This window comes from Cohaesibacter marisflavi (genome assembly GCF_963665895.2).
Taxonomy (GTDB): domain Bacteria; phylum Pseudomonadota; class Alphaproteobacteria; order Rhizobiales; family Cohaesibacteraceae; genus Cohaesibacter; species Cohaesibacter marisflavi.
In genome coordinates this window covers 362,604-386,592 of record NZ_OY762534.1, presented here as the reverse complement: position 1 = coordinate 386,592, position 23,989 = coordinate 362,604, and the positions used below count along the sequence as shown (strand labels likewise).

19 protein-coding genes and 1 pseudogene are annotated in these 23,989 nt (G+C 53.6%); 5 read left to right on the top strand and 15 right to left on the bottom strand.

What is annotated here, in order from left to right; all coding sequences use genetic code 11:
- Positions 1-40: 40 nt before the first annotated feature.
- The 10 genes and pseudogenes from paaB to ACKPCT_RS02815 all read right to left on the bottom strand — a co-directional run bounded on the left by paaB (position 41) and on the right by ACKPCT_RS02815 (position 13,368).
- The gene (gene paaB / locus ACKPCT_RS02860) at positions 41-328 is read right to left on the bottom strand and encodes a 1,2-phenylacetyl-CoA epoxidase subunit PaaB (RefSeq protein WP_090074957.1); all 288 of its coding nucleotides are present in this window, start codon (positions 326-328) and stop codon (positions 41-43) included.
- A 29-nt stretch (positions 329-357) separates the two neighbouring features.
- Positions 358-1,356 carry a 1,2-phenylacetyl-CoA epoxidase subunit PaaA gene (gene paaA / locus ACKPCT_RS02855; protein ID WP_090074956.1) on the bottom strand — a complete coding sequence of 333 codons (999 nt, stop codon included), beginning with the start codon at positions 1,354-1,356 and terminating at the stop codon, positions 358-360.
- Positions 1,357-1,370: 14 nt separating this feature from the next.
- On the bottom strand, positions 1,371-2,576 hold the full coding sequence (gene pcaF / locus ACKPCT_RS02850; protein ID WP_319568323.1) for a 3-oxoadipyl-CoA thiolase: 1,206 nt from the start codon (positions 2,574-2,576) through the stop codon (positions 1,371-1,373).
- Positions 2,577-2,988: 412 nt separating this feature from the next.
- Positions 2,989-5,433: a GH36-type glycosyl hydrolase domain-containing protein gene (locus tag ACKPCT_RS02845; protein ID WP_319568322.1), complete on the bottom strand. Its 2,445-nt coding sequence runs from the start codon at positions 5,431-5,433 to the stop codon at positions 2,989-2,991.
- A 366-nt stretch (positions 5,434-5,799) separates the two neighbouring features.
- Positions 5,800-7,629 (bottom strand): hypothetical protein, encoded by a 1,830-nt coding sequence (locus ACKPCT_RS02840; protein ID WP_319568321.1) that lies wholly within the window; start codon positions 7,627-7,629, stop codon positions 5,800-5,802.
- A gap of 479 nt (positions 7,630-8,108) precedes the next feature.
- A complete protein-coding gene (locus ACKPCT_RS02835) occupies positions 8,109-8,900 on the bottom strand; it encodes an ABC transporter ATP-binding protein (protein WP_090074952.1) in 792 nt (263 codons plus the stop codon).
- Positions 8,897-9,550: pseudogene (locus ACKPCT_RS02830) on the bottom strand (ABC transporter ATP-binding protein); the annotation flags it as partial. The pseudogene ACKPCT_RS02830 and the gene ACKPCT_RS02835, both read right to left, overlap by 4 nt.
- 116 nt (positions 9,551-9,666) lie before the next feature.
- Positions 9,667-10,875, bottom strand: a complete 1,209-nt coding sequence (locus ACKPCT_RS02825; RefSeq protein WP_090074950.1) for a branched-chain amino acid ABC transporter permease — start codon at positions 10,873-10,875, stop codon at positions 9,667-9,669.
- Between the two features lie 3 nt (positions 10,876-10,878).
- Entirely contained in the window at positions 10,879-11,910 is a 1,032-nt protein-coding gene (locus tag ACKPCT_RS02820; protein ID WP_319568319.1) for a branched-chain amino acid ABC transporter permease, read from the bottom strand.
- A gap of 108 nt (positions 11,911-12,018) precedes the next feature.
- Positions 12,019-13,368, bottom strand: coding sequence for a substrate-binding protein (locus ACKPCT_RS02815; protein WP_090074948.1), 1,350 nt, complete (start codon positions 13,366-13,368; stop codon positions 12,019-12,021).
- Between the two features lie 948 nt (positions 13,369-14,316).
- Between ACKPCT_RS02815 and ACKPCT_RS02810 the strand changes: the two genes are divergently transcribed.
- The 4 genes from ACKPCT_RS02810 (at position 14,317) to ACKPCT_RS02795 (ending at position 18,299) form a co-directional block, all read left to right on the top strand.
- Complete coding sequence (locus tag ACKPCT_RS02810; protein WP_319568318.1) at positions 14,317-15,672, top strand: 4Fe-4S dicluster domain-containing protein; 1,356 nt, start codon at positions 14,317-14,319, stop codon at positions 15,670-15,672.
- Positions 15,673-15,733: 61 nt separating this feature from the next.
- Positions 15,734-16,288 (top strand): BMC domain-containing protein, encoded by a 555-nt coding sequence (locus tag ACKPCT_RS02805; RefSeq protein WP_319568317.1) that lies wholly within the window; start codon positions 15,734-15,736, stop codon positions 16,286-16,288.
- A gap of 347 nt (positions 16,289-16,635) precedes the next feature.
- Entirely contained in the window at positions 16,636-17,499 is an 864-nt protein-coding gene (locus ACKPCT_RS02800) for a sulfotransferase family 2 domain-containing protein (protein WP_319568316.1), read from the top strand.
- An 89-nt stretch (positions 17,500-17,588) separates the two neighbouring features.
- A complete protein-coding gene (locus ACKPCT_RS02795) occupies positions 17,589-18,299 on the top strand; it encodes a hypothetical protein (RefSeq protein ID WP_319568315.1) in 711 nt (236 codons plus the stop codon).
- A 91-nt stretch (positions 18,300-18,390) separates the two neighbouring features.
- Here the strand turns inward: ACKPCT_RS02795 and ACKPCT_RS02790 are convergent, their stop codons facing one another.
- The 5 genes from ACKPCT_RS02790 to ACKPCT_RS02770 all read right to left on the bottom strand — a co-directional run bounded on the left by ACKPCT_RS02790 (position 18,391) and on the right by ACKPCT_RS02770 (position 23,034).
- Positions 18,391-19,239, bottom strand: a complete 849-nt coding sequence (locus ACKPCT_RS02790) for a transporter substrate-binding domain-containing protein (RefSeq protein ID WP_090074943.1) — start codon at positions 19,237-19,239, stop codon at positions 18,391-18,393.
- 68 nt (positions 19,240-19,307) lie between these two features.
- Positions 19,308-20,090 carry an ABC transporter ATP-binding protein gene (locus tag ACKPCT_RS02785; protein WP_090074942.1) on the bottom strand — a complete coding sequence of 261 codons (783 nt, stop codon included), beginning with the start codon at positions 20,088-20,090 and terminating at the stop codon, positions 19,308-19,310.
- Positions 20,087-20,824: an ABC transporter permease gene (locus ACKPCT_RS02780; RefSeq protein WP_090074941.1), complete on the bottom strand. Its 738-nt coding sequence runs from the start codon at positions 20,822-20,824 to the stop codon at positions 20,087-20,089. Before ACKPCT_RS02780 ends, ACKPCT_RS02785 begins: the two co-directional genes overlap by 4 nt.
- Positions 20,824-21,516 carry an ABC transporter permease gene (locus ACKPCT_RS02775; RefSeq protein WP_090074940.1) on the bottom strand — a complete coding sequence of 231 codons (693 nt, stop codon included), beginning with the start codon at positions 21,514-21,516 and terminating at the stop codon, positions 20,824-20,826. Before ACKPCT_RS02775 ends, ACKPCT_RS02780 begins: the two co-directional genes overlap by 1 nt.
- A 96-nt stretch (positions 21,517-21,612) precedes the next feature.
- Complete coding sequence (locus ACKPCT_RS02770) at positions 21,613-23,034, bottom strand: M20 family metallopeptidase (protein ID WP_319568314.1); 1,422 nt, start codon at positions 23,032-23,034, stop codon at positions 21,613-21,615.
- A 218-nt stretch (positions 23,035-23,252) separates the two neighbouring features.
- Here ACKPCT_RS02770 and ACKPCT_RS02765 point away from each other — a divergent pair, with 218 nt between their 5' ends.
- Positions 23,253-23,876: a GntR family transcriptional regulator gene (locus ACKPCT_RS02765; RefSeq protein ID WP_319568313.1), complete on the top strand. Its 624-nt coding sequence runs from the start codon at positions 23,253-23,255 to the stop codon at positions 23,874-23,876.
- The last annotated feature ends 113 nt before the right edge of the window (positions 23,877-23,989 follow it).

The following is a 23,989-nucleotide window of genomic DNA, read 5'->3' as shown; positions in this document are numbered from 1 at the left end:
ATAGCCCCGGTCGCAGCCTTTTCCATAGCTCCCACACTCATCACATATGCCCCACTTCATCAGGGATATCAAAGAAGGTCGGATGGCGATAAGCCTTGCTCTCGGCCGGATCGAACAGCGGCCCTTTCTCCGACGGGCTAGATGCGGTGATGTCATTGGATTTCACCACCCAGATCGATACGCCCTCCTTGCGGCGCGTATAAACATCACGCGCATGATGGATTGCCATCTCGGCGTCAGATGCGTGCAGGCTGCCGACATGGCGATGGTTGAGCCCGTGCTGCCCTCTGATAAACACTTCCCAAAGCGGCCATTCTTTTCTAGACATTATAATTCCTCCCCCAAAAATTTCCGCTATCACTCAGCGGCAGTGGTTGCCGCAGCCCGACGATGCGCGGCCTTTTCTGCATGGGCGTACAGTCCTTCGCGGAACCATGCGCCATCATCCCAGGCCTTGACCCGCGCATTCATCCTCTCGCGATTGCACGGCCCGTTGCCCTTGATGACCTCGAAAAACTCAGACCAGTTCGGCTCGCTGAAGTCGTAGCCGCCCTTCTCCTCGTTCCATCTGAGATTGTCATCGGGAATGGAAAGGCCCAGATATTCAGCCTGAGGCACCGTCTGATCGACAAATTTCTGGCGCAGCTCGTCGTTAGTATTGATCTTGATTTTCCAGGCAATGGACTGGGCAGAATGAACCGACTCGGCATCGGACGGACCAAACATCATCAACGACGGATACCAGAAGCGATTGAGCGCATCCTGCGCCATTTCCTTCTGCGCCGGAGTGCCTTCTGCCATCTTCATCATGATGGCGTAGCCTTGTCGCTGGTGGAAACTCTCCTCCTTGCAGATCCGGATCATCGCCCGGCTGTAAGGGCCATAGGATGTGCGCTGCAGAGGCACCTGATTCATGATGGCAGCGCCATCTACCAGCCAGCCCACAGCTCCCATATCCGCCCATGTCAGGGTGGGGTAATTGAAAATCGAGCTATATTTCATGGCGCCAGAGTGGAGCTTCTCTGTAAGCTCATCGCGGCTGACCCCCAGCGTTTCCGCTGCTGAATAAAGATACAGCCCGTGTCCGGCTTCATCCTGCACCTTGGCCAACAAAATAGCCTTACGCTCAAGAGTTGGCGCTCGTGTAATCCAGTTGCCTTCGGGCAACTGTCCGACAATCTCCGAATGGGCATGCTGTCCGATCTGCCGGATCAGTGTTTTGCGATACCCTTCGGGCATCCATTCCTTAGGCTCGATCTTTTCCCCCCGATCGACCCGATCCTGAAACGCCTGTTCTTCAGGCGTCATTTCGTCCCGAGACTTCATTCCTTCCGACTTCACCATCTGTGCATACATGTCCGACCTCCTCTTCAGACGCGTTCCAGAATGAGAGCGATGCCCTGCCCGACCCCGACGCACATGGTGCAGAGCGCATAGCGCCCACCGGTGCGTTGAAGCTGGTAGGTGGCGTGCAGCACAAGCCGCGCCCCGGACATCCCCAGCGGATGGCCCATGGCGATCGCGCCGCCATTGGCGTTGATATATGAGGCATCCTCGGGTAGCCCGAGGTCTCGCAGAACGGCAAGCGACTGCGCTGCAAAGGCTTCATTGAGCTCGATAACATCCATCTGGCCCAATGTCAGACCGGCCCTCTCCAGCACCCGACGGGTTGCCGGAACTGGTCCGATGCCCATCACACGCGGTGGCACTCCGGCAGCTGCCATGGCTACGATGCGAGCCTTCGGAGTCAAGCCATTGGTCTTGGCAGCAGCTTCAGAGGCAACAATCAGCCCTGCAGCGCCATCATTGACCCCCGAGGCGTTGCCCGCCGTCACCGTCAGATCAGGTCCATTCACCCCACGCAGCTTGGCAAGCGTTTCAACGCTTGTTCCCGGACGCGGATGCTCATCAATATCAACGACAAGCGGGTCTCCCTTGCGTTGGGGAATGGTGACGGGAACAATTTCCTCGGCAAAGCGCCCCGCCTTCTGGGCTTCTTCCCAGCGACGCTGACTTTCAGCGGCAAAGCGGTCCTGATCTTCGCGCGTAATATCATAGTCCTCGGCCACATTATCGGCCGTTTCCGGCATGCTGTGCGTGCCGTGCACCTTATCAAGCGCTGCATTCTTGAAACGCCAGCCAATCGTCGTGTCATACATTTCAGCATTGCGAGAAAAGGCATTGCCAGCCTTGGCCACCACAAAAGGCGCCCGGCTCATGCTTTCCACGCCGCCAGCAACCAACATGTCGCCATCTCCGGCGCGTATGGTGCGAGCAGCCAGCCCGATGGCATCCATACCCGACCCACAGAGCCGATTGACCGTTGTTCCCGGCACTCCAACCGGCAGTCCGGATAATAAAACCGCCATGCGGGCAACATTGCGATTATCCTCGCCAGCCTGATTGGCACAGCCAAGGATCACGTCATCCACCTGCTCCCAATCAAGTTGCGGATTGCGTTCCAGCAGTGCCCGAAGCGGCACGGCGGCCAGATCATCGGCCCGCACGGAAGACAAGGCGCCCCCATAGCGCCCGATAGGCGTGCGCACAGCATCGCAAACGAATGCCTCCGACATTCAAAACTCCCCCCAATGAGACTACTTACCGGCCTTCATTAATTAACCGACCGTTCGTTCACATTATTACGAAGATACTCCAGAGTGCAACAGCTTTGTACCAGCCATTGGGATGAGACAGCCAAATTGGCCACACAACATTGGTCTATACGCCTGATAACAGATTGAAATTCTTGATCATTCAAACGGAAGCCGGAACAGGAAACTCTCTCATCAAAAGCCGCCCGGAATGAAAAGACACCCAATTCCACGCGATCGAGCTTCACTCTGCCACGACTTCTAAGCCCGCCAGAGCTTTATCAGACACCGCGGACCATCAGTCCCAAAGCATAAAAAGAAAGCGCAGCCTGCAACAACAGACTGCGCTTTTTCTCTTTAGCACCGGAGCAAAACAGTTCCCGAGAAAGACCTTTTATCCGATGATCGCCTCAACGGTCACTTTGGCCACACCATCTGCTGGTGGGGGCACGATATCACCGGCAATCGGCTTACCGTCCACGCTCAGAGAGACAACGTTGCCCGACCCTTTGCGCACCACGGAAATATCATAGGAGACACCACGGAACATGCGCTGCACGCGGAAATCATCCCAGCGCTCGGGGATGACCGGAGCGATCTTGAGGCCGTCATAATCGGGACGGATACCCAAAATCCATTGCGTAATGGTGTAATAGTTCCAGGCCGCAGTACCAGTCAGCCAAGAGTTCTTGGCCTCCCCGTGGCTCGGCGCATCACGACCAGCGATCATCTGCGCATAGACGTAGGGCTCCAACCGATGCACATCGGAAATACCTTCCCGCACAGATGGACTGATCCGGCTATAATAGTCAAAGGCCGCATCCCCATTGCCCAGCACAGCTTCGGCAATGGCCACCCACGGGTTGTTGTGGCAGAAGATGCCGGCATTTTCCTTGTAGCCCGGCGGATAGGTGGAGATTTCACCATATTCGATATAGTAGCGCGAATAGGCAGGCTGCTGCAGCACGACGCCATGCGGGGTTGCCAGATGTTTCGCAACCGAATCCAACGCCTGCCGAGCCTTGCCATCTTCCACACCGACACCAGCCAGAACACAGAAGCCCTGCGGCTCGATGAAGATCTTACCTTCGGCCTGTTCATGCGTGCCCAGCTTGTTGCCGAAATCATCATAGGCCCTGAGGAACCATTCGCCATCCCAGCCATGTTCGCTGATCGTAGCGCCCATATCCGCAGAAATCCGAGCATAATAGGCCGCGTCTCCATCCTTGCCGATGACCTTGGCGATATCGGACAGTTCCTTGGCAGACAGCACCATCAATCCGGCGATAAACACGGATTCAGCCACCGTGCCTTCCTTGCTGGTCGTGGTCTGGAAGCTTTCTCCCGGCGTATCAGAGAAACAGTTGAGATTGAGGCAATCGTTCCAGTCGGCGCGCCCGATCAGAGGCAAGCCATGCGGGCCCATCCGATCCTCGGCATATTGGATCGAGCGTTTGAGATGCTCATAGAGCGGCTCTTCCGTGCCCGGCTGGCAATCAAACATCACCGGTTCATCCAGAATGGAAAAGTCGCCGGTTTCCTTGAGATAGGCCGCCACCCCGATGATCAGCCAATGCGGATCGTCATTGAAGTCGCCCCCGATATCATTGTTGCCCTTCTTCGTCAGCGGCTGATATTGGTGATAGGCTCCGCCCGAGGAAAGCTGCGTTGCAGCAATATCCAGTATCCGTTCCCGGGCTCGCGATGGCACCATATGTACGAAGCCCAGCAAGTCCTGATTGGAATCGCGGAAGCCAAGCCCGCGCCCGATGCCAGACTCAAACGAGGAAGCCGAGCGAGACATGTTGAAGGTCGCCATACATTGATAGGCGTTCCAGATATTGACCATACGGTTGGTGTGCTGATCAGGCGAAGACACCTGATAGACGCCCAACAGTGCATCCCAATGCTTCGTCAGCGCATCAAAAGCCGCATCCACGGTCTCAAGATCGCAATATTTGTCGATGATCGGTTTCACCGTTTTCTTGTTCAGGATCTGCGAGCTTGGTGGATCGAACTTGTCATCCTTGTCATTCTCATGATAGCCGAGCACAAACACGACCTGACGGGTCTCACCTGGCTCAAGGCGCAGCTTCACGTGATGCGATCCCATCGGGGACCAGCCATGGGCAATGGAATCCCGTGATTTGCCTTCCATCACGGCAACCGGCTTGTCCCAGCCGCGCCATGGACCAAGAAAGTCTTCGCGCTGGGTATCGAAACCGGCAATCTCCTCAGAGCAAGCAAAGAAGGCGAAATGGTTGCGGCGCTCGCGATATTCCGTCTTGTGATAGATCACCCCCTCTTCCACTTCCACCTGACCGGTGGAGAGGTTGCGCTGGAAATTGCTCTGATCATCCAGTGCATCCCAGAGACAGAATTCCACCGAGGAAAAGAGCGAGACATCCGCAGGCACAAGGCGCTCGTTGCTGACCGTCACTTGCCAGATTTCCAGCGTTTCATCCAACGGCACGAAATAGCGGGTTGCGGTGCGAATGCCATCCTTTTTGGAAGAGATAACAGAATAGCCCATGCCATGACGGCAGGAATAGTCCTCCAGCTCCGTTTGCATCGGCATCCAGGAAGGCGTCCAGCAGTCGCCGGTTTCGTTGTCGCGTACATAGACATATCGGCCACCGAAATCAGTCGGCACATTGTTGTAGCGCCCACGCGTCAGGCGGCGCAAACGAGCATCGCGATAATAGGAATAGCCTCCAGCGGTGGCGGAGAGAATACCGAAATAGCTCTGACAGCCAATATAGTTGATCCAGGGCGCAGGCGTATCAGGACGTGTAATCACATATTCACGCGCCTGATCGTCAAAATATCCATATTTCATAGTGAGCACCTATCAAATGTCAGTAAGGGACAAAGAGCCGCGTATCCGCCAACCATGCATTTCAAGCCGCAAAAGAGACAGAAGGCTCCTAACCTCCGGTTGGCCATTGCCTAACACATGAGATAGAAAGTTGGAAGTGAAACGTTTCAGATTTTATATTTATTTCTTAAATTTGTAATTTTAGAAATTATTTTTCACTTCAAGATCGATTTTGCTTTTAAAGGCTGTGGGATAAGACATAGACGCCCCACGGCAATGAGCGTCTCCAGGGATGCACAGCCCGTTCCCTTGCGACACGGCTAGCGTGCTCGCAAGAGGGGATAGATTATTCAGCCATTTTGTAATTTTTATGCCGGACCGGGCACACTAACGGATCAGATCCCGCAAGACACGCGCCCCCGCAATGACACAGCGCATTTGTGCTTCATGCAATATATGGAAATCCTCGCCATAGACGGTCTCATCCGGCGCTTCGGTGATGATGGTCACCGGAAACAGGGAACCGGGAAATTCCTGCGTAAAATGCGCGATATCCTTGGTGATGCTAAAGCCCATATCATCAGAACTATATTGGCTGAACCGCGCGAGATGAGCGCGATTGAGGGCGATGATCGGCTCATATTCTTGCAAAACACTGATCATGGTCTGCAAGATGGCTTCCCCAATCCCCTGCCAGCCGGGCAAATAGCGCAAGATCAGCATAAAGCCCTTGGGCAATGTCCAGATTTCCTGCCCACGTGGCACATAGCCAGAAAGAGGCCGCGCGAATTCGTGTGAAGGATAGCCATGCAAATTCAAATGCAGCTTGGCATCCGTCAACGCTTTGACTTCGTGCAGAATATCATTCTCATAGCCACGCTCGACATATTCAAGATCATTCCCGCCAGCAGTAAAACGCGCCGCATGATTCATATGATTGGGAAAATCCTTGCAGAATTCCCGCATGAGGGCAAAGCCGTCCGGATTGATCAGAGGCGCAATGGCGAAATTGTTATGGGCATCATCGCGCAAGCGCGCAGCCGCACGCAAGGCGCCGACTGGTCCACTCGTCTCATTGGCATGTTGCCCGGAACTGATCACCAGACCTGGTCCTTCTCCCTTCAGATAGCGTCCCCATACAGGTCGGCCTCGACGGGAGCAGGAGATCAGCTTCTCCCCGCCCAGAGCCTCAAGACCGGCGCGGACCGTATCGGGCGAAAGCCAGTGGTCTACATGCTCAAGACTCTTAAGCGGATCTTCGTCTTTTGGTACACGCCAGCCTTCAACGCGGCTGTGAAGGATCGGCATGGTTTCGCTAGCGCAATCAATCGCCAGATAGGGATCTGACGCAAGCGCCAGTTCAACCAGAACAGTCTCGTCGGCACGCGGCACCAGATAAGGGACCAACTGACCCGGCGCGAAGGTGCGGTCGTCTTCCTTGTACCCATTTTGCACCTTGAGGGTCTCAAGGGCTGCAAAATAGAGTTCTTCATGCATCAGCTCTGCCGAACTGATTACCTCTTTGGAGTGCGGTAATTCGGTCTCGTAGAATGGCGCTTCCAGACGCATTTCCAGCCGATCGAACAAGGGACTATTGTTGCCCCACTCTTGCGCCTTGAGGCTATTGAGCACCCATTCAAAGGCCTGTTCCAGATCTGTTTCGAACGGTGAGTCACAATCAAGCCCTTCGTCTTCAGCTCCAACGACCCGTACCCAGCCGCAATTGGCCAGAATCTCCATGCCAGCATGATCCGTCCGGCTCCGGTTTGGCGCGAAAAGGCGCACACTGTCCTTGCGGCTCGAAGACATGGTCATATCAAGCTGGTAATAGGGTTTCTCATCCTGCTGCGGCATGGGCTCGAAGCGGCATTGTCCGTCATCAAACAGATCCAGCACCGGATAAGCCTCAAGCATAAAGCGGATATCAGATACGCCTTCAATAACCGGATAATGGATCACCATATCCTCGACATGGGTCAGATTGATCTCTTCCAACAGCGCATGGAGCAACGGTTTGAAGGCAGAATAGATATGCACATCCGCCCCGCTCCGCGCAATCTCGCGTTCGGCAGCCTTGCGCCGCTCAGGACCGTCGAAAACCCAGATGTCAATCGCCGCCCCCTTGTAGGGCGCCTGCTTGAAGCGCTCAACCAGCACAGACAGGGATGTCGGCAACTCTGTGCGACAGATCACGGACTTGGATTGCGAATTCATCATGGGACTACTATTGAACAGATTCGAGAAGAAAAAGGGGACCAGACATCCGAAAAGAGGTCACATCATGGCATCCCGATGAGGATGACCGCAAGACAAGGCTGCGACCTTTGCACGCGAGAACCGACCTACTACATTTTTCAAGGAAAATAAGCCCGAGGAACGCCAGAAACGCACCCAGTCATGTTTCGATGAGGTGCCTATCAAATCTGATCTGGGAGCACAAGCCTGTGCTGCAGAAAAAGGCGCTTTCGCGCCCTTTTTACCGCAAATAGCATGCTTGAGACCCGCCTGCATTCCTGCGCTAAAGAACGTAATGTGCGCCTATTGGGCCGTATGGAATGCTTGCAAAAAAGATATTCGCCTGTGGGAAGTGACTGGGAGAGAAAGGGCAGCCCGATACAGGTCTTCAGCTGCCGCTTTGCTCCTGAAGCATATCCGGGAGCATAAAAGCGGCAGCATAAAACCACTGAGTGCAGCCATCAGATAGCGAGATAATTCTCGCGTAGTTCTTTATTATCAAGCACTTCCTTGGCAGTGCCATCAAATACGACACTCCCGGTATCAAGAATGACAGACCGGTCAGCCAGCTCCAGTGCCCGAATCGCATTCTGTTCCACCAGAATCGTGGTAATGCCCTGCATCTTGATGATTTCGAGGGTCTTCTCGATTTCGTCCACGATAACAGGTGCCAGCCCCTCATAGGGTTCATCAAGCAGCAACACCTTGATGTCCCGTGCCAAGGCTCGGGCAATCGCCAGCATCTGCTGCTCACCGCCCGAGAGCGTCACCCCTTCCTGATTGCGCCGCTCCCCAAGCCTCGGGAACAGATCATAAAGACGATCAATGCTCCAGCCGACCGGCTCGACGATCTGTGCCAGCTGGATATTCTCCTCGACCGTCAGACCGGGAATGATGCGCCGATCTTCCGGCACCAGCACCATGCCCGCCCTCGCTGCCTCATGGCTCGCCATGGTGTGCAAATGCTGATGATCCAGCCAGATTTCCCCATAGGTGAGAGATGGATTATCGAGTCGCGCGATGGTGCGCAGGGTCGATGTCTTACCCGCCCCGTTCCGGCCCAACAGCGCCAGAATTTCCCCTTCATGCACATTGAAGGAGACCCCCTGCACGATATAGCTTTCACCGTAGTAGGCGTGAATATCATGCACCGACAAAAAGGCCGGAGCTGTGGCGGCCACATTGGCATGTTTACTGAAATCTGGTCGGTCTTCTGCGGGGCGTTTGGTTGCTTCAATAGCGAGATCGCTCATGCTGCTTCTCCAAGATAGGCTTCTTTCACCTTCGGATGGCCCTTGATATTTTCCGGTGTGTCTTCAACCAGAGGCGTGCCCTGAGCCAACACAGTGATGCGCTCGGCAAGAGAAAAGACCACATGCATGTCATGCTCGATGATCGCAATGGTGATGTCGTGCTTTTCGTGGATTTCCTTGAGCAGATCGATGGTGTTGTTGGTGTCAGCTCGCGCCATGCCTGCGGTCGGTTCATCCAGCAGAAGAAGCTTGGGAGCCTGCACCAGACACATGGCCATTTCCAGCCTGCGTTTGTCACCACGCGACATAGACCCGGCAACCATATGCAGTTTCTCCGTCATATTGACTTCTTCCAGCATATGCTCAGCTCGCTCAATGACCTCTTTCTCGTTTGAAATAGTCTCGAAGGCATGCATGCGAAATGCGCCGTCCCGCTTGGCAAAGCAGGGTATCAGCATATTTTCCATCACCGTCAAATCGGTAAAGATCTCCGGTGTCTGAAAAACGCGACTGATGCCCATCTGGTTGATTTCATACGGCGTCCGCCCGAGCACAGACTGCCCCTGAAAGGTGACAGACCCAGTGTCCGGCTCCAACTTACCGATCAGACAGTTGAGCAAGGTCGATTTGCCTGCTCCGTTTGGACCGATAATCGCGTGAACCGAGTTTTCTTCCACCGACAGGTTGACATTGCCAAGCGCCTGTAGGCCACCAAAGCGTTTATTGACATCTTTGACTTCAAGAATGCCCATGTTTGTTGTCTCCATCAGGCCACGTGAGGCTTCGGTTTGGGGTGATGCTCGGTGTCTTTGGACGGACCTTTCGGCTCCTTATCGCGCTTGATCCAGTTGCGCAGTCTCTGCCCACCTTCGATCAATCCACCGGGAAGGAAAATAACCACCAGCATGAACAACAAGCCCAATGTCAGATGCCAGCCCTTGCCGATGAAGGGGTGCATCAAAAAGACAATGGTGTCTTCAAGGCCATCAGGAAGAACCGCGAACCAGCCATGCAGAACGTTGTCGTTGATCTTTGAGAAAATATTCTCGAAATATTTGATGAAGCCCGCGCCAAGGACTGGTCCCATCAGGGTTCCAGCCCCTCCCAGAATGGTCATCAGCACTACTTCCCCAGACGCGGTCCATTGCATGCGCTCGGCACCAGCCAGAGGATCCATCGCCGCCAGCAAACCACCGGCCAGACCGGCATACATGCCCGATATGACGAAGGCAGCAAGCGTATAGGGCCGCGTATTAAGGCCGGTATAGCTCATACGCGTCTGATTGGTCTTGATCGCCCGCAGCATCAGACCAAAGGGCGACCGAAAGATTCTGAGGGAAATATAGAAGACGATGATCGCAATGATGGCGCAGAAATAGTAGCCATTGCTGAAGGTAAACTGCCACCCAGCAAAGTCCACTTTTGTGGCTTCGTTCATGACGATACCAAAGAAGTGCGGCGACGTCGGGCCACCTTCCCCCATCAAGACTTGCGGATCATCACCATAGACCTGAAGACCGGTTTCCCCGTTGGTGAGCGGCGTAAGAACCGAATAGGCCAGATTGAAAGACATCTGAGCCATGGCCAATGTCAGGATCGAGAAATAGATGCCCGACCTGCGCAGGGAAACATATCCGATCAACAAGGCAAACAGCGCTGACATGATCACCGCAAGGATCAGTCCCGGCAGCACATTGTAGCTCAAAAGCTTATACATCCAGACGACGGAATAAGATCCGACACCAAGAAAGGCCGCATGACCGAAGGACAGATAACCCGTCAGGCCAAAGAGAATATTGAACCCGATTGCAAAGATGCCGTAGATGGCAAATCTCTGCATAAGATCAGGATATCCGGCATTGAACTGCGCCAGCCCCGAGCCTTCGGGAAATGGCTGCAGCAATATCGGTGTCGCCAAAGTCAGAAACATGACGATGAGGAGAAAGGTTGTGTCTTTCTTGCTCAAACCCAGCATGGCTTATTCCTCCATCACGCCTTTTCGTCCCATAAGACCGCGCGGGCGGGTCAACAGGATGATAATTGCAACTAGATAAATGATGATCTGGTCGATCCCGGGTATCAGCGACTTGACTTCGTTCATGGAAGCGAAGCTCTCCAGAATGCCGAGCAGGAAGCCTGCCAGCACCGCACCGGGCAGCGAGCCCATGCCGCCGACAACGACCACGACGAAGGACAACACCAGGAAGTCCATGCCCATATGATAGTTGGGCGAGTTGATCGGCGCATACATGACACCGGCAAGACCGGCAACAGCCGCCGCCATGCCAAACATGATGGTAAAGCGCTTGTCGATATTGATGCCAAGCAGACCAACGGTCTCGCGATCGGCCATACCTGCACGGACAACCATGCCGAATGTCGTAAAGCGCAAGAAGGCAAACACGGCGCTAACGATCACGGCGGAAAACACAAAGTAGATCAGACGCCAGTAGGGATAGATAATCGTATTCTCGGCAAAGCCGATCATGACGCCGAAATCGAGCGAGCCCTTGAACACTTCCGGCGCGGGAGTTGGAATCGGGTTGGCCCCGTAGAAATATTTGACGATTTCCTGAATGACGATGGCGAGGCCAAAGGTGACCAGAATCTGGTCAGCGTGAGGGCGCTTGTAGAAATGTTTGATCAGCCCGCGCTCCATCGCATAGCCGATAAATAGCATCACGGGTATCGCAAACAGGATCGCCAGCGGCACCGACCAGTTGATAATGGCATTGCCCGCCGCATCGCCAAACCAGTCAACCACATAAGGCGTATCGACCTTCAGCGGATTGCCCAGAAAGTCTTTTTTTGTCGGATCCACGACCGTGAAAGACAGCGACAACAGTCTTTGCAGCGTAACGGCGCAAAAGGAGCCGAGCATAAACAGGGCACCATGAGCGAAGTTAACCACGCCCAGCGTGCCGAAGATGAGTGTCAGTCCCAGAGCGATCAGAGCATAGGCACTGCCTTTATCCAAACCGTTGAGAATCTGAAGAATAATTGCGTCCATTGAGAAGCCTGCATCGATAAACCGTGCGGATGAATTGCGTCGGTTCTGTCCAAATCAAAAAGATGGCCGCACCACGATTTTGTGGCACGGCCAGAATGGTCGTTCTGATTATGCGCCGGCGTTGCAGGTGCCAAGCGATGCGTCATCGCCCCCGAACATCGGATGGTTCGGCGGATATGTGACATGATCAACCGGAGTGACTTCAACAATTTCCAGCGTGTCATAAGCGGTTGTCGGGTTCTGCGCCCCACGCACGACCAGCACATCCTTGAAGCACTGGTGGTCTTCCTTGCGATACATGGTCTTGCCGTTGCCCAGCCCGTCAAACTCGAAGCCTTCCAGCGCTTCAGCAACACCGCACGGATTAAAGGTACCGGCACGTTCGCAAGCATCTGCATAAAGCAGAACCTGTGCGTAGCAGGTCTGAGCGGAGTTGGACGGCGGACGGCCATATTTCTCGCCGAAGGATTTCACAAAGGCCTTGGAGCCTTCATTCTGCAGCTGCCAGTTATAGTTCATCGAGCCAAGCACGCCCTTGATGTTGTCTCCAGCACCTGCGGCCATCAATTCAGAATAGAGCGGAACGATGATCTTGAAGTCCTTGCCATTGACCATCTTGTCGAGCAGGCCGAACTGCACCGCATTGGTCAGAGAGTTGACCATGTTGCCGCCATAGTGGTTGAGAACCAGAACATCTGCGCCCGCATTAATCACCGGAGCGATGTAGGACGAGAAATCTGTCGTGGCCAGCGGCGTCAACACGTTATTGACGGTTTTCCAGCCCATGGCCTCGGTGGCAGCCTGCATGGATTCCTGCTGGGTCCAGCCCCAGGTATAATCAGCAGTCAGATGATAGGCATTGCGATCCGTGCCAAGCTCCTTGGCCAGAATCGGGGCCAGTGCAGCAGCTGACATATAGGCGTTGAAGAAGTGGCGGAAGCCGTTGGCTTTGCGGTCTTTGCCGGTGGTGTCGTTGGAGTGGGTCAAGCCTGCCATGAAGATGACCCCAGCTTCCTGACAAAGGCCCTGAACAGCAACAGCCACGCCCGAAGACGATCCGCCGTTGATCATGATCGCACCATCTTTTTCGATCATGGAACGGGCAGAAGCGCGGGCCGCATCTGATTTGGTCTGCGTGTCACCGGTGACGAATTCAACCTTCTTGCCCAGGATGCCATTGCCCTTCAATGCCTTGGAGGTGAAGGTATTGAGGCAGCCGCCGTCGCCTTCACCATTGAGATGCTCCACGGCCAGCTTTTGTGCCAGAAGCTCATCGGCGCCTTCATCGGCATAAGGTCCGGTTTGCGGTACGTTAAAACCAAGTGTCACGGTGGAGCCCATCGGCGCATTGGTAAACGCGTTTGCTCTGCTCGTAAAAATGGTTGGCATGGCCAAGCCGGCACCGACGAATGCACCGGTCTTGATCAAACCACGACGTGAAATCGTAAGTTTGGTCATAAATTCCTCCCAAAGAAAAATAAGTGGCCAACTCTCCTCAAAGCGGCCGTCCCGTAACCCACTCTCCTCAAAGCGGCTACGGCGTCTAACTTAGACTAAGTAAACGTACTGAGAGTTTGATTAGATACACCATAGTACTTTTGTTCATCAGCCAAATGACTTAACAGTATATATATCTCATTATCAGAAACAAATCAGTCATTTAACCCAATCCATTCAACAAATAAACTAAAGCTTATACATCGAATTGATCATATATTCTTATTAATCACAAAATAAGAAGAGTCTAAACAGATTAGGAAGAGTTTTTACTCAATCATAGACAGAAAAAACACGCACAAAAACAACAGGAAGGGACTAAATTCCAGACGAGCAGTCTCGCTTATTGTTTTGAAGTAATGATGCAATAACTACTTTCATAAAACATATCGAGGTAGGTCCAAACACCCTTCCTCTCAGAACCGGCACGAAATGCAGAATCGAGAAAACGAACAGAGCACGTCAATCTGCTGAAAACCTTATTTTAAAACAAAACACCCCAGCCGCGCACGATGTCTCTGATACGCCAACAGCAATTTTTTACCCTCGAATAGCAAATGAGTCTCGTTGACACATTGTGCGTTAAATCAATAAGTTATACTTAATCAGGGTCATTCATCAGACCTAGGTTATCCAATAGAGGCCACTGAAGAGTCGAGCCACAAGCTCCTCTTAGCCAAGGCTGCGTAGAATCGGAAACGGCCCTCTTGCGTGAGAATGCTAGAGCGCAAAACCAAGTTCGATTTCATTGCCTGTGACTTGGAACACAAATTGGTGGCACCAAAGAGATAACCAAATCAGAAAGACCCGCATTCGCCGCGCATGACCGTCAGGCTGCAGGCCTTCTTTCTTGTTGGGAGGCTGTTTCCTGTCAGCTTCGTCGATAATGGAAAATGAAATGAGGGCCCCATGGCAACAACAGAACAGATCAAGGAGTTTGGCATCGTTGGGGCTGGCGGAGCAGGTTTTCCCACTTATGTGAAACTGGGCAGCGAAACGGAAATATTCATAGTCAATGCAGCCGAATGTGAACCGCTGTTGCACAAGGACAAAGAGCTGCTGCGTCTCAAGAGCGAAATTTTCTACAAGGGGCTTGTAACCTGTCTGGATCTGACCGCCGCCCAGCGGTGCATCATCGGGGTCAAGGCGAAATATACCGACCTGATTACCCATCTGAAAGAAACCAATCCAGCACCCGACCGCATCGAGATCATGGGCCTGCGTGACTTCTATCCCGTAGGAGATGAAATCACCCTCATTTATGAAACAACCGGTCGCGTCGTTGCCCCCAGAGCCCTTCCAAGCAGTCAGGGGGTTATCGTCAACAATGTGGAGACAATCTACAATATCGGTCTTGGCACGCCTCTGGTGACCAAATTCATCACCGTTGGCGGCGATGTTCAACAGCCCGTCTCGGTGGAAGTACCCATCGGCATGCCCTTCCGCGAAGTGATTGCTCTGGCCCACCCCAATCTGAAAGGCGCAGATCTCGCCCATATGGAAGAGGACTTCGCCGTTATCGTTGGAGGCCCCATGATGGGCAAACTGGCGACCAGCCTTGATGAGCCGGTTACCAAGACCACTGGCGGCTTGTTGGTTTTTGCCAAAGACCATCCTCTCATCCAGCGCTTCGAAACGGCAGCACAGGAAAAGCGGGTCAAACGGATCGGAAAATCCGCCTGTGATCAATGCTCCATCTGCAGCGAGCTCTGTCCGCGTCATTTGCTGGGTCATCCGGTCGAGCCCCACAAGGCCATGCGCAACTTGATGTTTTCATCCTTCGCCGAGGGGATAGATCAGACGCTTGCCATTCTGCCGCACACGCTGGCCTGCGCAGAATGCAACCTCTGCACCCTCGTCTCCTGCCCTGAAGGGCTTTATCCGGCACAGGTCACCATTGCGAGCAAGAAACAGGCCATGGCCGCCAAGGCCACTCTTGACGCGGCCAACGAGGACAACGCCCATCCGCTTATCGACTATCGCCGCACGCCGGTGAAGAAAATCATGACCCGGCTGGCGCTCGACCGCTTCCAGAACAAAGGCGCCCTATCAGCCTTCGCCCTTCATCCCAAACAATTGACCATCCGCACCAGTCAGCATATCGGCGCCCCGGCTACCCCCATGGTGACAACTGGCGACAAGGTTACTCGATACCAGAAGATTGCCTCGGTCGGAGACAAGCTGGGTGCTGAAATCCACTCCCCCGTTGATGGACAGATAACTGCGGTCAACGATAGGGAAATTGTTATAGCCCCCTTTGCCTGATCCCTGATCGCTCGGTTGCAGGAAACAACAAACAGAACAGCAGAAAACAAGGAATGCCTTCATGCCACTCGCCATCGGAATTTTGGAACTCTCCAGCATTGCAGCCGGATATCTGGTACAGGACGGCATGCTCAAGGCAGCGGATGTGAAACTGCTGGTCGCCCGCACCATCTGCCCGGGCAAATATATGATCGTGGTTGGAGGCAATGTCTCTGCAGTCCAGACCGCGCTCGATACGGGCGAACGCCTTGCTGCAGGCTTTCAGGTGGACAAGATATTCCTGCCCAACGTCGATCCGCAACTGTTCCCGTCCCTGACTGGATCAGTCGAACTGCCGCAAACCAAAGGCAAAGCCCTCGGCGTCATCGAGACCTTTTCCTCGTCAAGCATTGTATGGGCAGCCGACGCTGCGGCCAAAGCAGCCAATGTCACGCTTCTCAGAGTTCATATTGCCATGGCAGTCGGCGGCAAAGGCTTCCTCCAGCTCTGCGGCGATGTTGGCGCCGTCAAAGCCGCCGTTGCAGCAGGCATAGAAGAAATCAAGGATGCCGGCATCCTTGTCAATCATGTGGTCATTTCCAACGCAGCCGAAGAGCTGTTCAAAGAATATGTCTAGCCGCAACCTGCCAAGTGTCTTACATCAACCATCGGTGAACTAGAACGAGCATGTCTCATTCCATCCAGAAAGGATGATCTGGATGGAAGGCTGTGCGGACGTGCCTTCTCTTTCTGCGTTGCCTCCAAGAGGACAAAAATCATCTGGCATCGCCGTAGTCATCGGTTTGATGATAAAAGCTCCAGATGACAATTGTCATCACGTCCCCGATCTGCCTACAATTATGCATGAGCGCCTGCACTCTGGTTGATTTGCCTATAAGCCAGATCTTATAAGAGCGTTCAGCGCCCTATACTCAGGCGCAATAGCAAATCTTCATACTCTTTTTCCAAGTAGCATTGATCATCATGGACCATAGCCCCCACAAGCCCTTTCCTGACAAACTGACGCCGAACCAAAATGCAAAATTCCTTCAAGAGGCGATCGCAACCCATCCCGACCACTTCCCCAACAAGGAAGCGGCACGGGATTTCTTTCTTCAGATCATTTTTCCGCCCTCCATGCGCTGGGCTTTTATTTCGACTGGCAAGAATGCCTCAACCTCGGTTCTGAACTGGCTATTCGAACAGGAATTCGGAGTGCCGCTCACGGTCAAGGCAGAGCATCCCATAGACATCAATCCGGCCTCGGAAATCCACACCCTGCCAATCTATGGCATATTCTCGCGCGCTCTGTTGCAGGGTTACAATATGGAGCATTTCAAAGCGCCCGAGCGATCCATGGAGCGCCTGTGCGTCGTGCGCGATCCCTTTGAGCGCGCGATATCGGCCTTTCGCTATCTGTGCAAATCGCAGAAGCTAGAGAGCCGCTGGTTTGCGCCGGATCGCTTCAAGCTCAACGCCTTCTTCCGCTTCGATTGGGAAAAAGACATGGATACGCCCAAGGGTTTTCTGCTTTTTCTCAATTACATCCAGTGGCAAATCGAGCTTGAAGGTGCCGACGCCGTGAATGGTCATTGGCAACCGCAATATACATTCATCAAGCCAGATCTCTTTGAGCCAACGATCATCGGCCGGATGGAAGATATGGATCGCTTCTATGCAGAGGCGTCTGAAAAAATCGGTTTTCCAAGCCCATTGAGCCCGAAACAGAAAAACGCCCAGACAACGCAAGCCCAAAAAGCCGACCTTTTTGCACTCTATGACAGCCCGGAAGCCCGCGATCTTTGCAGCCAAATCTACAAGCAGGATTATGAGCATTTTGGCTATTGAGTGTTGAGATTTGCCCCTTAACCTTGTCGTGAGATATCCAAGACGTCCCGCATACAAAAGGCCTGAAACTTGAAGCGAAAGAAGACATCTTGAAGAAGCTAATCATACATATCGGTGTTCACAAGACCGGGACGACCTCCTTTCAGCGTCTGCTGCGGGCAAACCAGAAGCATATGATAGAAAACAATGTCCGACCGATCTTCGAACTGGACCGCAATAGGGCTCGCCGCTTCAACCTGTTTGATCTCTCCCATCTTCATTTACGCGCGCCCCTCAAAACAGGCGCGCGTCTTAGGGGCCAGATTTCAGAATTACAAGAGCACGAGAAAGCCGCCTTTGAAGATAACTTCGCAAAGGCCGTGAATACCCATCCGGAAGATACCCTCATTGCTTCGGCAGAAGTCTTTTGCTTTATGCGAGAGAAAACGGAAAAAGAAAAACTGGCAGCCTTCTTTGCCAAGTTGGACAGAAAAGTCGAGTTTCTGCTTGTTTTGCGAGATTTGACCAGCTGGCAGCAAAGCTGGGAGAACCAGTTGCAGAAAGATCCCAAAGTTGCCCCTCTGTTAAACAGCTTTCCAGAAGAGGAGCGTATCAACGCTGACTGGTATTATGACACCGAAAGCATTTTGAATTTTTGGCAGGATTTGGGAAAAGTCCACAAATTTCAATATGAAGATCACGACGATATCTGCGAACCGCTGGTGAATTTTCTCGGTTTTACAATGCAGGAGCTAAGAGACGTAGAGCGGCTCAACAAGCGAAAAAACCTGGACGCGCCGACGGATATCCAATCCCGGTAGAAACAGAAAACGCCCCTTTGCCAGAAACACAAAGGGGCGATCATTTTTCAAATAGCAACCCTGCCACAAGCGCGGCAAGGCTGGTTCTGTCTTAGTAGACGGTTACGTCAAAGCCGAACCATTTGATGGACAGATCCTTGATGGTGCCGTCATCGCGAGCAGAAGCAATGGCCTTGTCGAACATGGCCTTGAGGTCGTCGGAACCCTTGCGCATACCGATGGAGCTGCCTTTGCCCAGAATACCACCCTGGAAACGTGGGCCAGCCAGAACCATGCCTTCGTTAGCCGGGTCTTTCATCGCCGTGGAGATATAGGCAGTAGACGCCATGATGGCATCAACACGGCCGGACATCAGATCGAGATCATGTTCCTGCGTTTTGCCATATTCGCGGATTTCAGCCACGTCAGCCAGATTTTCCTGCAAAAAGCGCTCTGCGATAGCGGAAGACTGAACGCCAATGATTTTGCCTTCGAACATCGGCTTGATTTCTTCGATGGCTTTTTTGGCTTCTTCCGGTTTGGAAGCGAGCGGGAAGACAGTGCCTTTGAGCGGCAGATCCACAAGCTCGGAATCTGACAGAACGCCGAAGGTCTGACCGGTAGAACCGTAAGGAATCGAGAAATCGATCACTTCAGCGCGCTTAGCCGTTGCAGACATACCGGACATGATAACGTCGAACTTGCCAGCATTCAGCGCAGGGATAATGCCCTTCCAGGACTGGACAACCCATTCACATTTCACGTCCATGCGCTCGCACAGAATGTTGGCCAGATCAATTTCAAAGCCTTCCAGCGTGCCGTCAGCCTTGGTGGAGTTCCACGGAGGAAAGGCGCCTTCGGTGCCCAATTTGACAGTTTTCCATTCTTTTGCCATCGCAGGGCCAGCCACCAGCATTGCTGCGGTCATAGCCACCCCGAGAAGTCGAGTCCAGACTTTCATTTCAGTTTCCCTTCTGTTGTGATACCCGACCATCTCTAGCGGAGAGTCGGAGCTTTTGACTGCCGCCGTTAGCCGGCAATAAATTTCTGAAAACGCTCATTGCTCATATCGTTAAAGAGAGCATCAGGGCTCCCCTCGGCATCGATCTGCCCCTGATGCAGGAAGACGACGCGGTTCGACACATCCCGGGCAAAGCTCATTTCATGGGTCACGACCAGCATGGTACGGCCCTCTTCAGCTAGCCCCCTCATCACGCGCAGCACCTCACCGACCAACTCGGGATCAAGCGCCGAGGTCGGTTCATCAAACAGCAACACATCTGGATGCTGGGCCAAAGCACGCGCAATGGCTGCACGTTGCTGCTGCCCACCGGAAAGATGGGAGGGGTAGAAATCCCGTTTGTCGGCGATACCGACCTTGGCGAGAATATCCTGAGCTTCCTCGATGCAGTCTTTTCTGTCGCGTCCCTGCACATGGATCGGCGCTTCGATCACATTCTCCAGAATGGTCTTGTGGGACCAAAGATTGAAGGATTGGAACACCATACCAACACGGGTCCGCAACCGGTCCACCTGCTTGCGATCAGCCGGTTTAACCACGCCCTTGCGGTCGGTCACCAGCTTGATGGTTTCCTCGCCAACAGTCACGGTGCCTGAAGTCGGGGTTTCAAGCATGTTGATACAGCGCAACATGGTGGATTTGCCCGAACCGGACGAGCCGAGAATAGACACGACCTCGCCCTCGTGGGCCTTCATGGTAACGCCCTTGAGCACTTCGAGATCACCGAAATACTTGTGCAGATCGGTCAGGCTGACAGCCACAGGGCTGTTTTGAGAGGCAGAACTGGTCACGAGATTTCTCCAGCAGATTCATTTTCAAGGGCAAGCACTTTGGTAATGCGAGGCTCGCGCAAATGCGGCGTCAGCTTATATTCAAATGCCATGATGATGCGGGTGAGGATAAAGTTGATTGCCAGATAGATAGCACCGGCGACCACAAAGACCTCAATCACCCGATAGGTCTCGGAAACCAGCTTGGCGGCAAGACCTGTGATTTCCATGATGGTGATAATGGACGCCAGCGAGGTCGCCTTGACCATCAGGATCAGCTCGGTGCCATAGGCTGGCAGAGCCTGACGGATGGCCAGCGGCAAGACAATGCGGCGGAACAGCTTGAAGCCCGACATGCCACAAGCGCGCGCCGCTTCCACCTGACCATGAGGAACAGACAAAAGCCCGCCCCGAATGACCTCACTGGCATAGGCTGCCGTGTTGAGCGTCAACGCGATGATGGCGCACCAATAGGGATCACGCAGGAAAGTCCAGGCAAAGGAATGGCGTACGGCGGGGAACTGGCTGAGCCCGTAATAGATGAGGAACAGCTGCACCAGCAGCGGCGAGCCTCGGAATACGAACAGATAGCCCCGAGCAAACCAGTCCAGAGGGCGAATACCCGAGAGCCGCATCATCGCCAGCCCTAGAGCGATAAAAGCCCCAAGGAAGGTGGAAAGAAACGCCAATTGCAGAGTAAGCGGAATGCCGGGGATCAGGGTGACCAGCGACTCCCAGAAAAATTGCATATCCATCAGCTTCTTCTCACCCCTTTATTGAACCGTTTCTCGGCAGTGTGAAAGCTGATGCTCGAGATGGTCGTGATGCAGAGATAGAGAATGGCCGCTGCAAAATAGAAATCGAACGGTTGCCGCGTCGAGCCTGCCCCCACCTGACTTTGGCGCAATAGCTCCACAACGCCGGTAACTGAGACCAGCGCGGATTCTTTCAGCACGATCTGCCACACATTGCCAAGACCGGGCAACGCATGACGCAAAACCAACGGAGCGACAATACGGCGAAAGCGCATGGCGCGCGGCATGCCACAAGCGACGGCGGCTTCAATCTCGCCTTTCGCAACAGCGCGATAGGCCCCGCGGAACACTTCCGTATGCTGTGCGCCTGATGTAATGCCGATGGCCATCGCGCCAGCCAGAAAGCCTGGCAGCCCGATAAAGCCGTCCGAACCAAACAGGCGGCCCAACCATGTGAGAAAGGCGCTGCCACCGAAATAGAACAGATAGATGACCAGCAGATCGGGGATACCACGCAACACGGTGGTGTAAATATCTGCAATGGTACGCGTAAACCGGTTGCCCGATATCTTGGCCCATGCGGCAAAGGCGCCAAAGCAGGCGCCAATGGAAAAGCCACAAAGCGCCAGTGCCATGGTGACCAGCGCCCCCATGAGCATGAAGGCACCCCAACCGCCTTCACCAAAGCCCATCAGTTGAAAAAAGCTCACTGGTTTTAGTCTCCTTGTCGGGACCCCGTCGCAGATTGACAACGGGATCGGGAAAAAAGGATTGAGACAGTGACCTGCCTATTCCTTGGTTTCAGGCAGCTCCGGATCGCAATCATCCGGGATCGGGTTGATAAAGGGGCGGCCATTGAGTTTGTCAGCAAAATCTGCCTTGGCAGCCTCGATCTTGGCTGGGTCAAGGAACAGCTCACAGGCCGTTGCAGCCATGATCTTGGCCGTATGCTCCATGCCCTTGTGTGCGGCGGGCGTCTTGCCCTGTGCCACCAACTGCCAGGAATGGCCCGGAGTGCCCACGGCATAAGTTGCCCCGCGCATCTGAACGGTCGGAACCACCCAGCTTACGGTGCCCACATCAGTCGAGCCGACATGACGTCCGTCGCCGGAGTTGAGCGGCGTAATGCTCTCGCACAGAGGTTCATCAAATCGTGGTTTGAGCCCAAAGCGTTTATATGCAGCTTCGATATCTTCCTTTGACAGGGTTGCCTGAATTTCGCGGGCAAAGTCCTTGTCTTCTTCGGAATATTGCGGAGGACCAAGGCGTTCCAGCATCTGGTGCATCAGCTCTTCAAGCGGATCATTGCCAATCAGGTTGCCATCACCGGAAACGATCACGCTTTCCACAGAGGTTTCCGTCATCAACGCTGCCCCATCGGCGACCTTTTTGACGCGTTCGACCAAGGCCTGCATGTCCGGCAATTCACGATCGCGCACCAGATAGCGCACGACGGCGCGTGGCTGCACGACGTTTGGCGCAACACCGCCACTATCGATCACCGCATAATGAATGCGGGCAGTAGAGGCCATATGTTCACGCATATAGTTCACACCAACACTCATGAGTTCGACGGAGTCAAGCGCGCTGCGTCCGAGCTCGGGAGAAGCCGCAGCATGAGAGGCGCGCCCTGTGAAAGTGAAGATCAGTTCATTACAAGCCAGCGAGATAGGTTTGTTGACGCCAGCAAAGGGGGCCGGATGCCAGCAGATGGCGACATCAACATCCTCAAACAGCCCTTCACGCACCATGAAGCCCTTGGCCGAGCCGCCCTCTTCTGCCGGACAGCCATAATAGCGCACACGCCCCTTGATGCCCTTTTTCTTCAGCCAATCCTTGACAGCCGCCGCAGCCAACATGGAGCCTGCGCCGAGCAGATTGTGCCCGCACCCATGACCATTTCCGCCTTCTTCGATTTCTCGGCGTTCTGCAACGCCATGTTCCTGGCTAAGGCCAGGCAGCGCATCATATTCGCCCAAAATGGCGATCACCGGCCCCTCGCTGCCAGCTTCAGCCATGATGGCTGTTGGCATTCCCGCAACGCCAGCCTCAGCCTTGAACCCATGCTTTTCCAGCATAGCCATATGCTCGGCAGCGGATCTGTCCTCTTTGAAACAAAGCTCGGGCGTCTCCCACACCCGATCCGACAAGCCGCAAAAGTCTTCGGACAACTCGTCGACACAAGACCAGATTTCGTCGCTATTCTGCATTGGGGATACTTCCTTCGAACCTTACTTAAAAAACGCATTCTTATAAATTCGCAAAACCAAATCTAATAAACCCATGAGATTAAACATTATTGCGAAATTGGCACCAATATTGAACACAATTTTTAGGGTTGCGCAATCTCTGTGCATGGTGAAAAATGAGGCAAACGGGATTCTGATGCGAATTTAATCATTTATGACCAGAAGAGTGGTGGATAGATTTGAGAAAGAAGAAGTCCAGCAAAGACCTGATAGACCTTCTGACCGCAGATATTAGCGCGGGTGTGTTCTCGCCGGGCAGCTGGTTGAAGCAGATTGATCTTCAGCGTCGCTATGAAGCCAGTCGCTCGGAAACAAGAAAGGCGCTGGAGACGCTCTGCAATAAGCGCATCGTTCGTTATGAGCCAAACCGGGGCTACTATGTGCATCATGCCGATGATGTCTCGACGGATGAGGTGCGGGACATCCGTATTATGCTCGAAACATCGGCTGCAGAATTCATGGTAAAGCAGGTTACCGATGAGCAGATCGAAGACTTGTACCAGTTGGCCCAGCGCTTCATGGATCAGATTCGCGAACACAAGATCACGGAAATCTACGAAACCAACATTGCCTTTCATACTGCATTGCTGGCCACCTGTGGGAATGCCAGCCTCATGGAACTGGTCTCCGACTTGCGCTTGCGCATTCCCCCTGCTCCGGCTTCGCAATGGTCCAGCTATGCCCGCATAGAACAATCGGGCAAGGAGCATTTCGCTATGGTCGATGCTCTGGCGGAAAAAGATGCTGATCGTCTCAAGGCGATTATTCGAGCCCATATTGATCAGGCCAGTGGAGTGGAGTGAACTGAAACAAAATTGAGATGACGCATACAGGCCGAGAAAACGGAGTAAGATGAAAGTATAAGATACCGCTACCCATCCCCTTAAAGGTGCGCTAAGCTTGCCCTTTAAAAGCC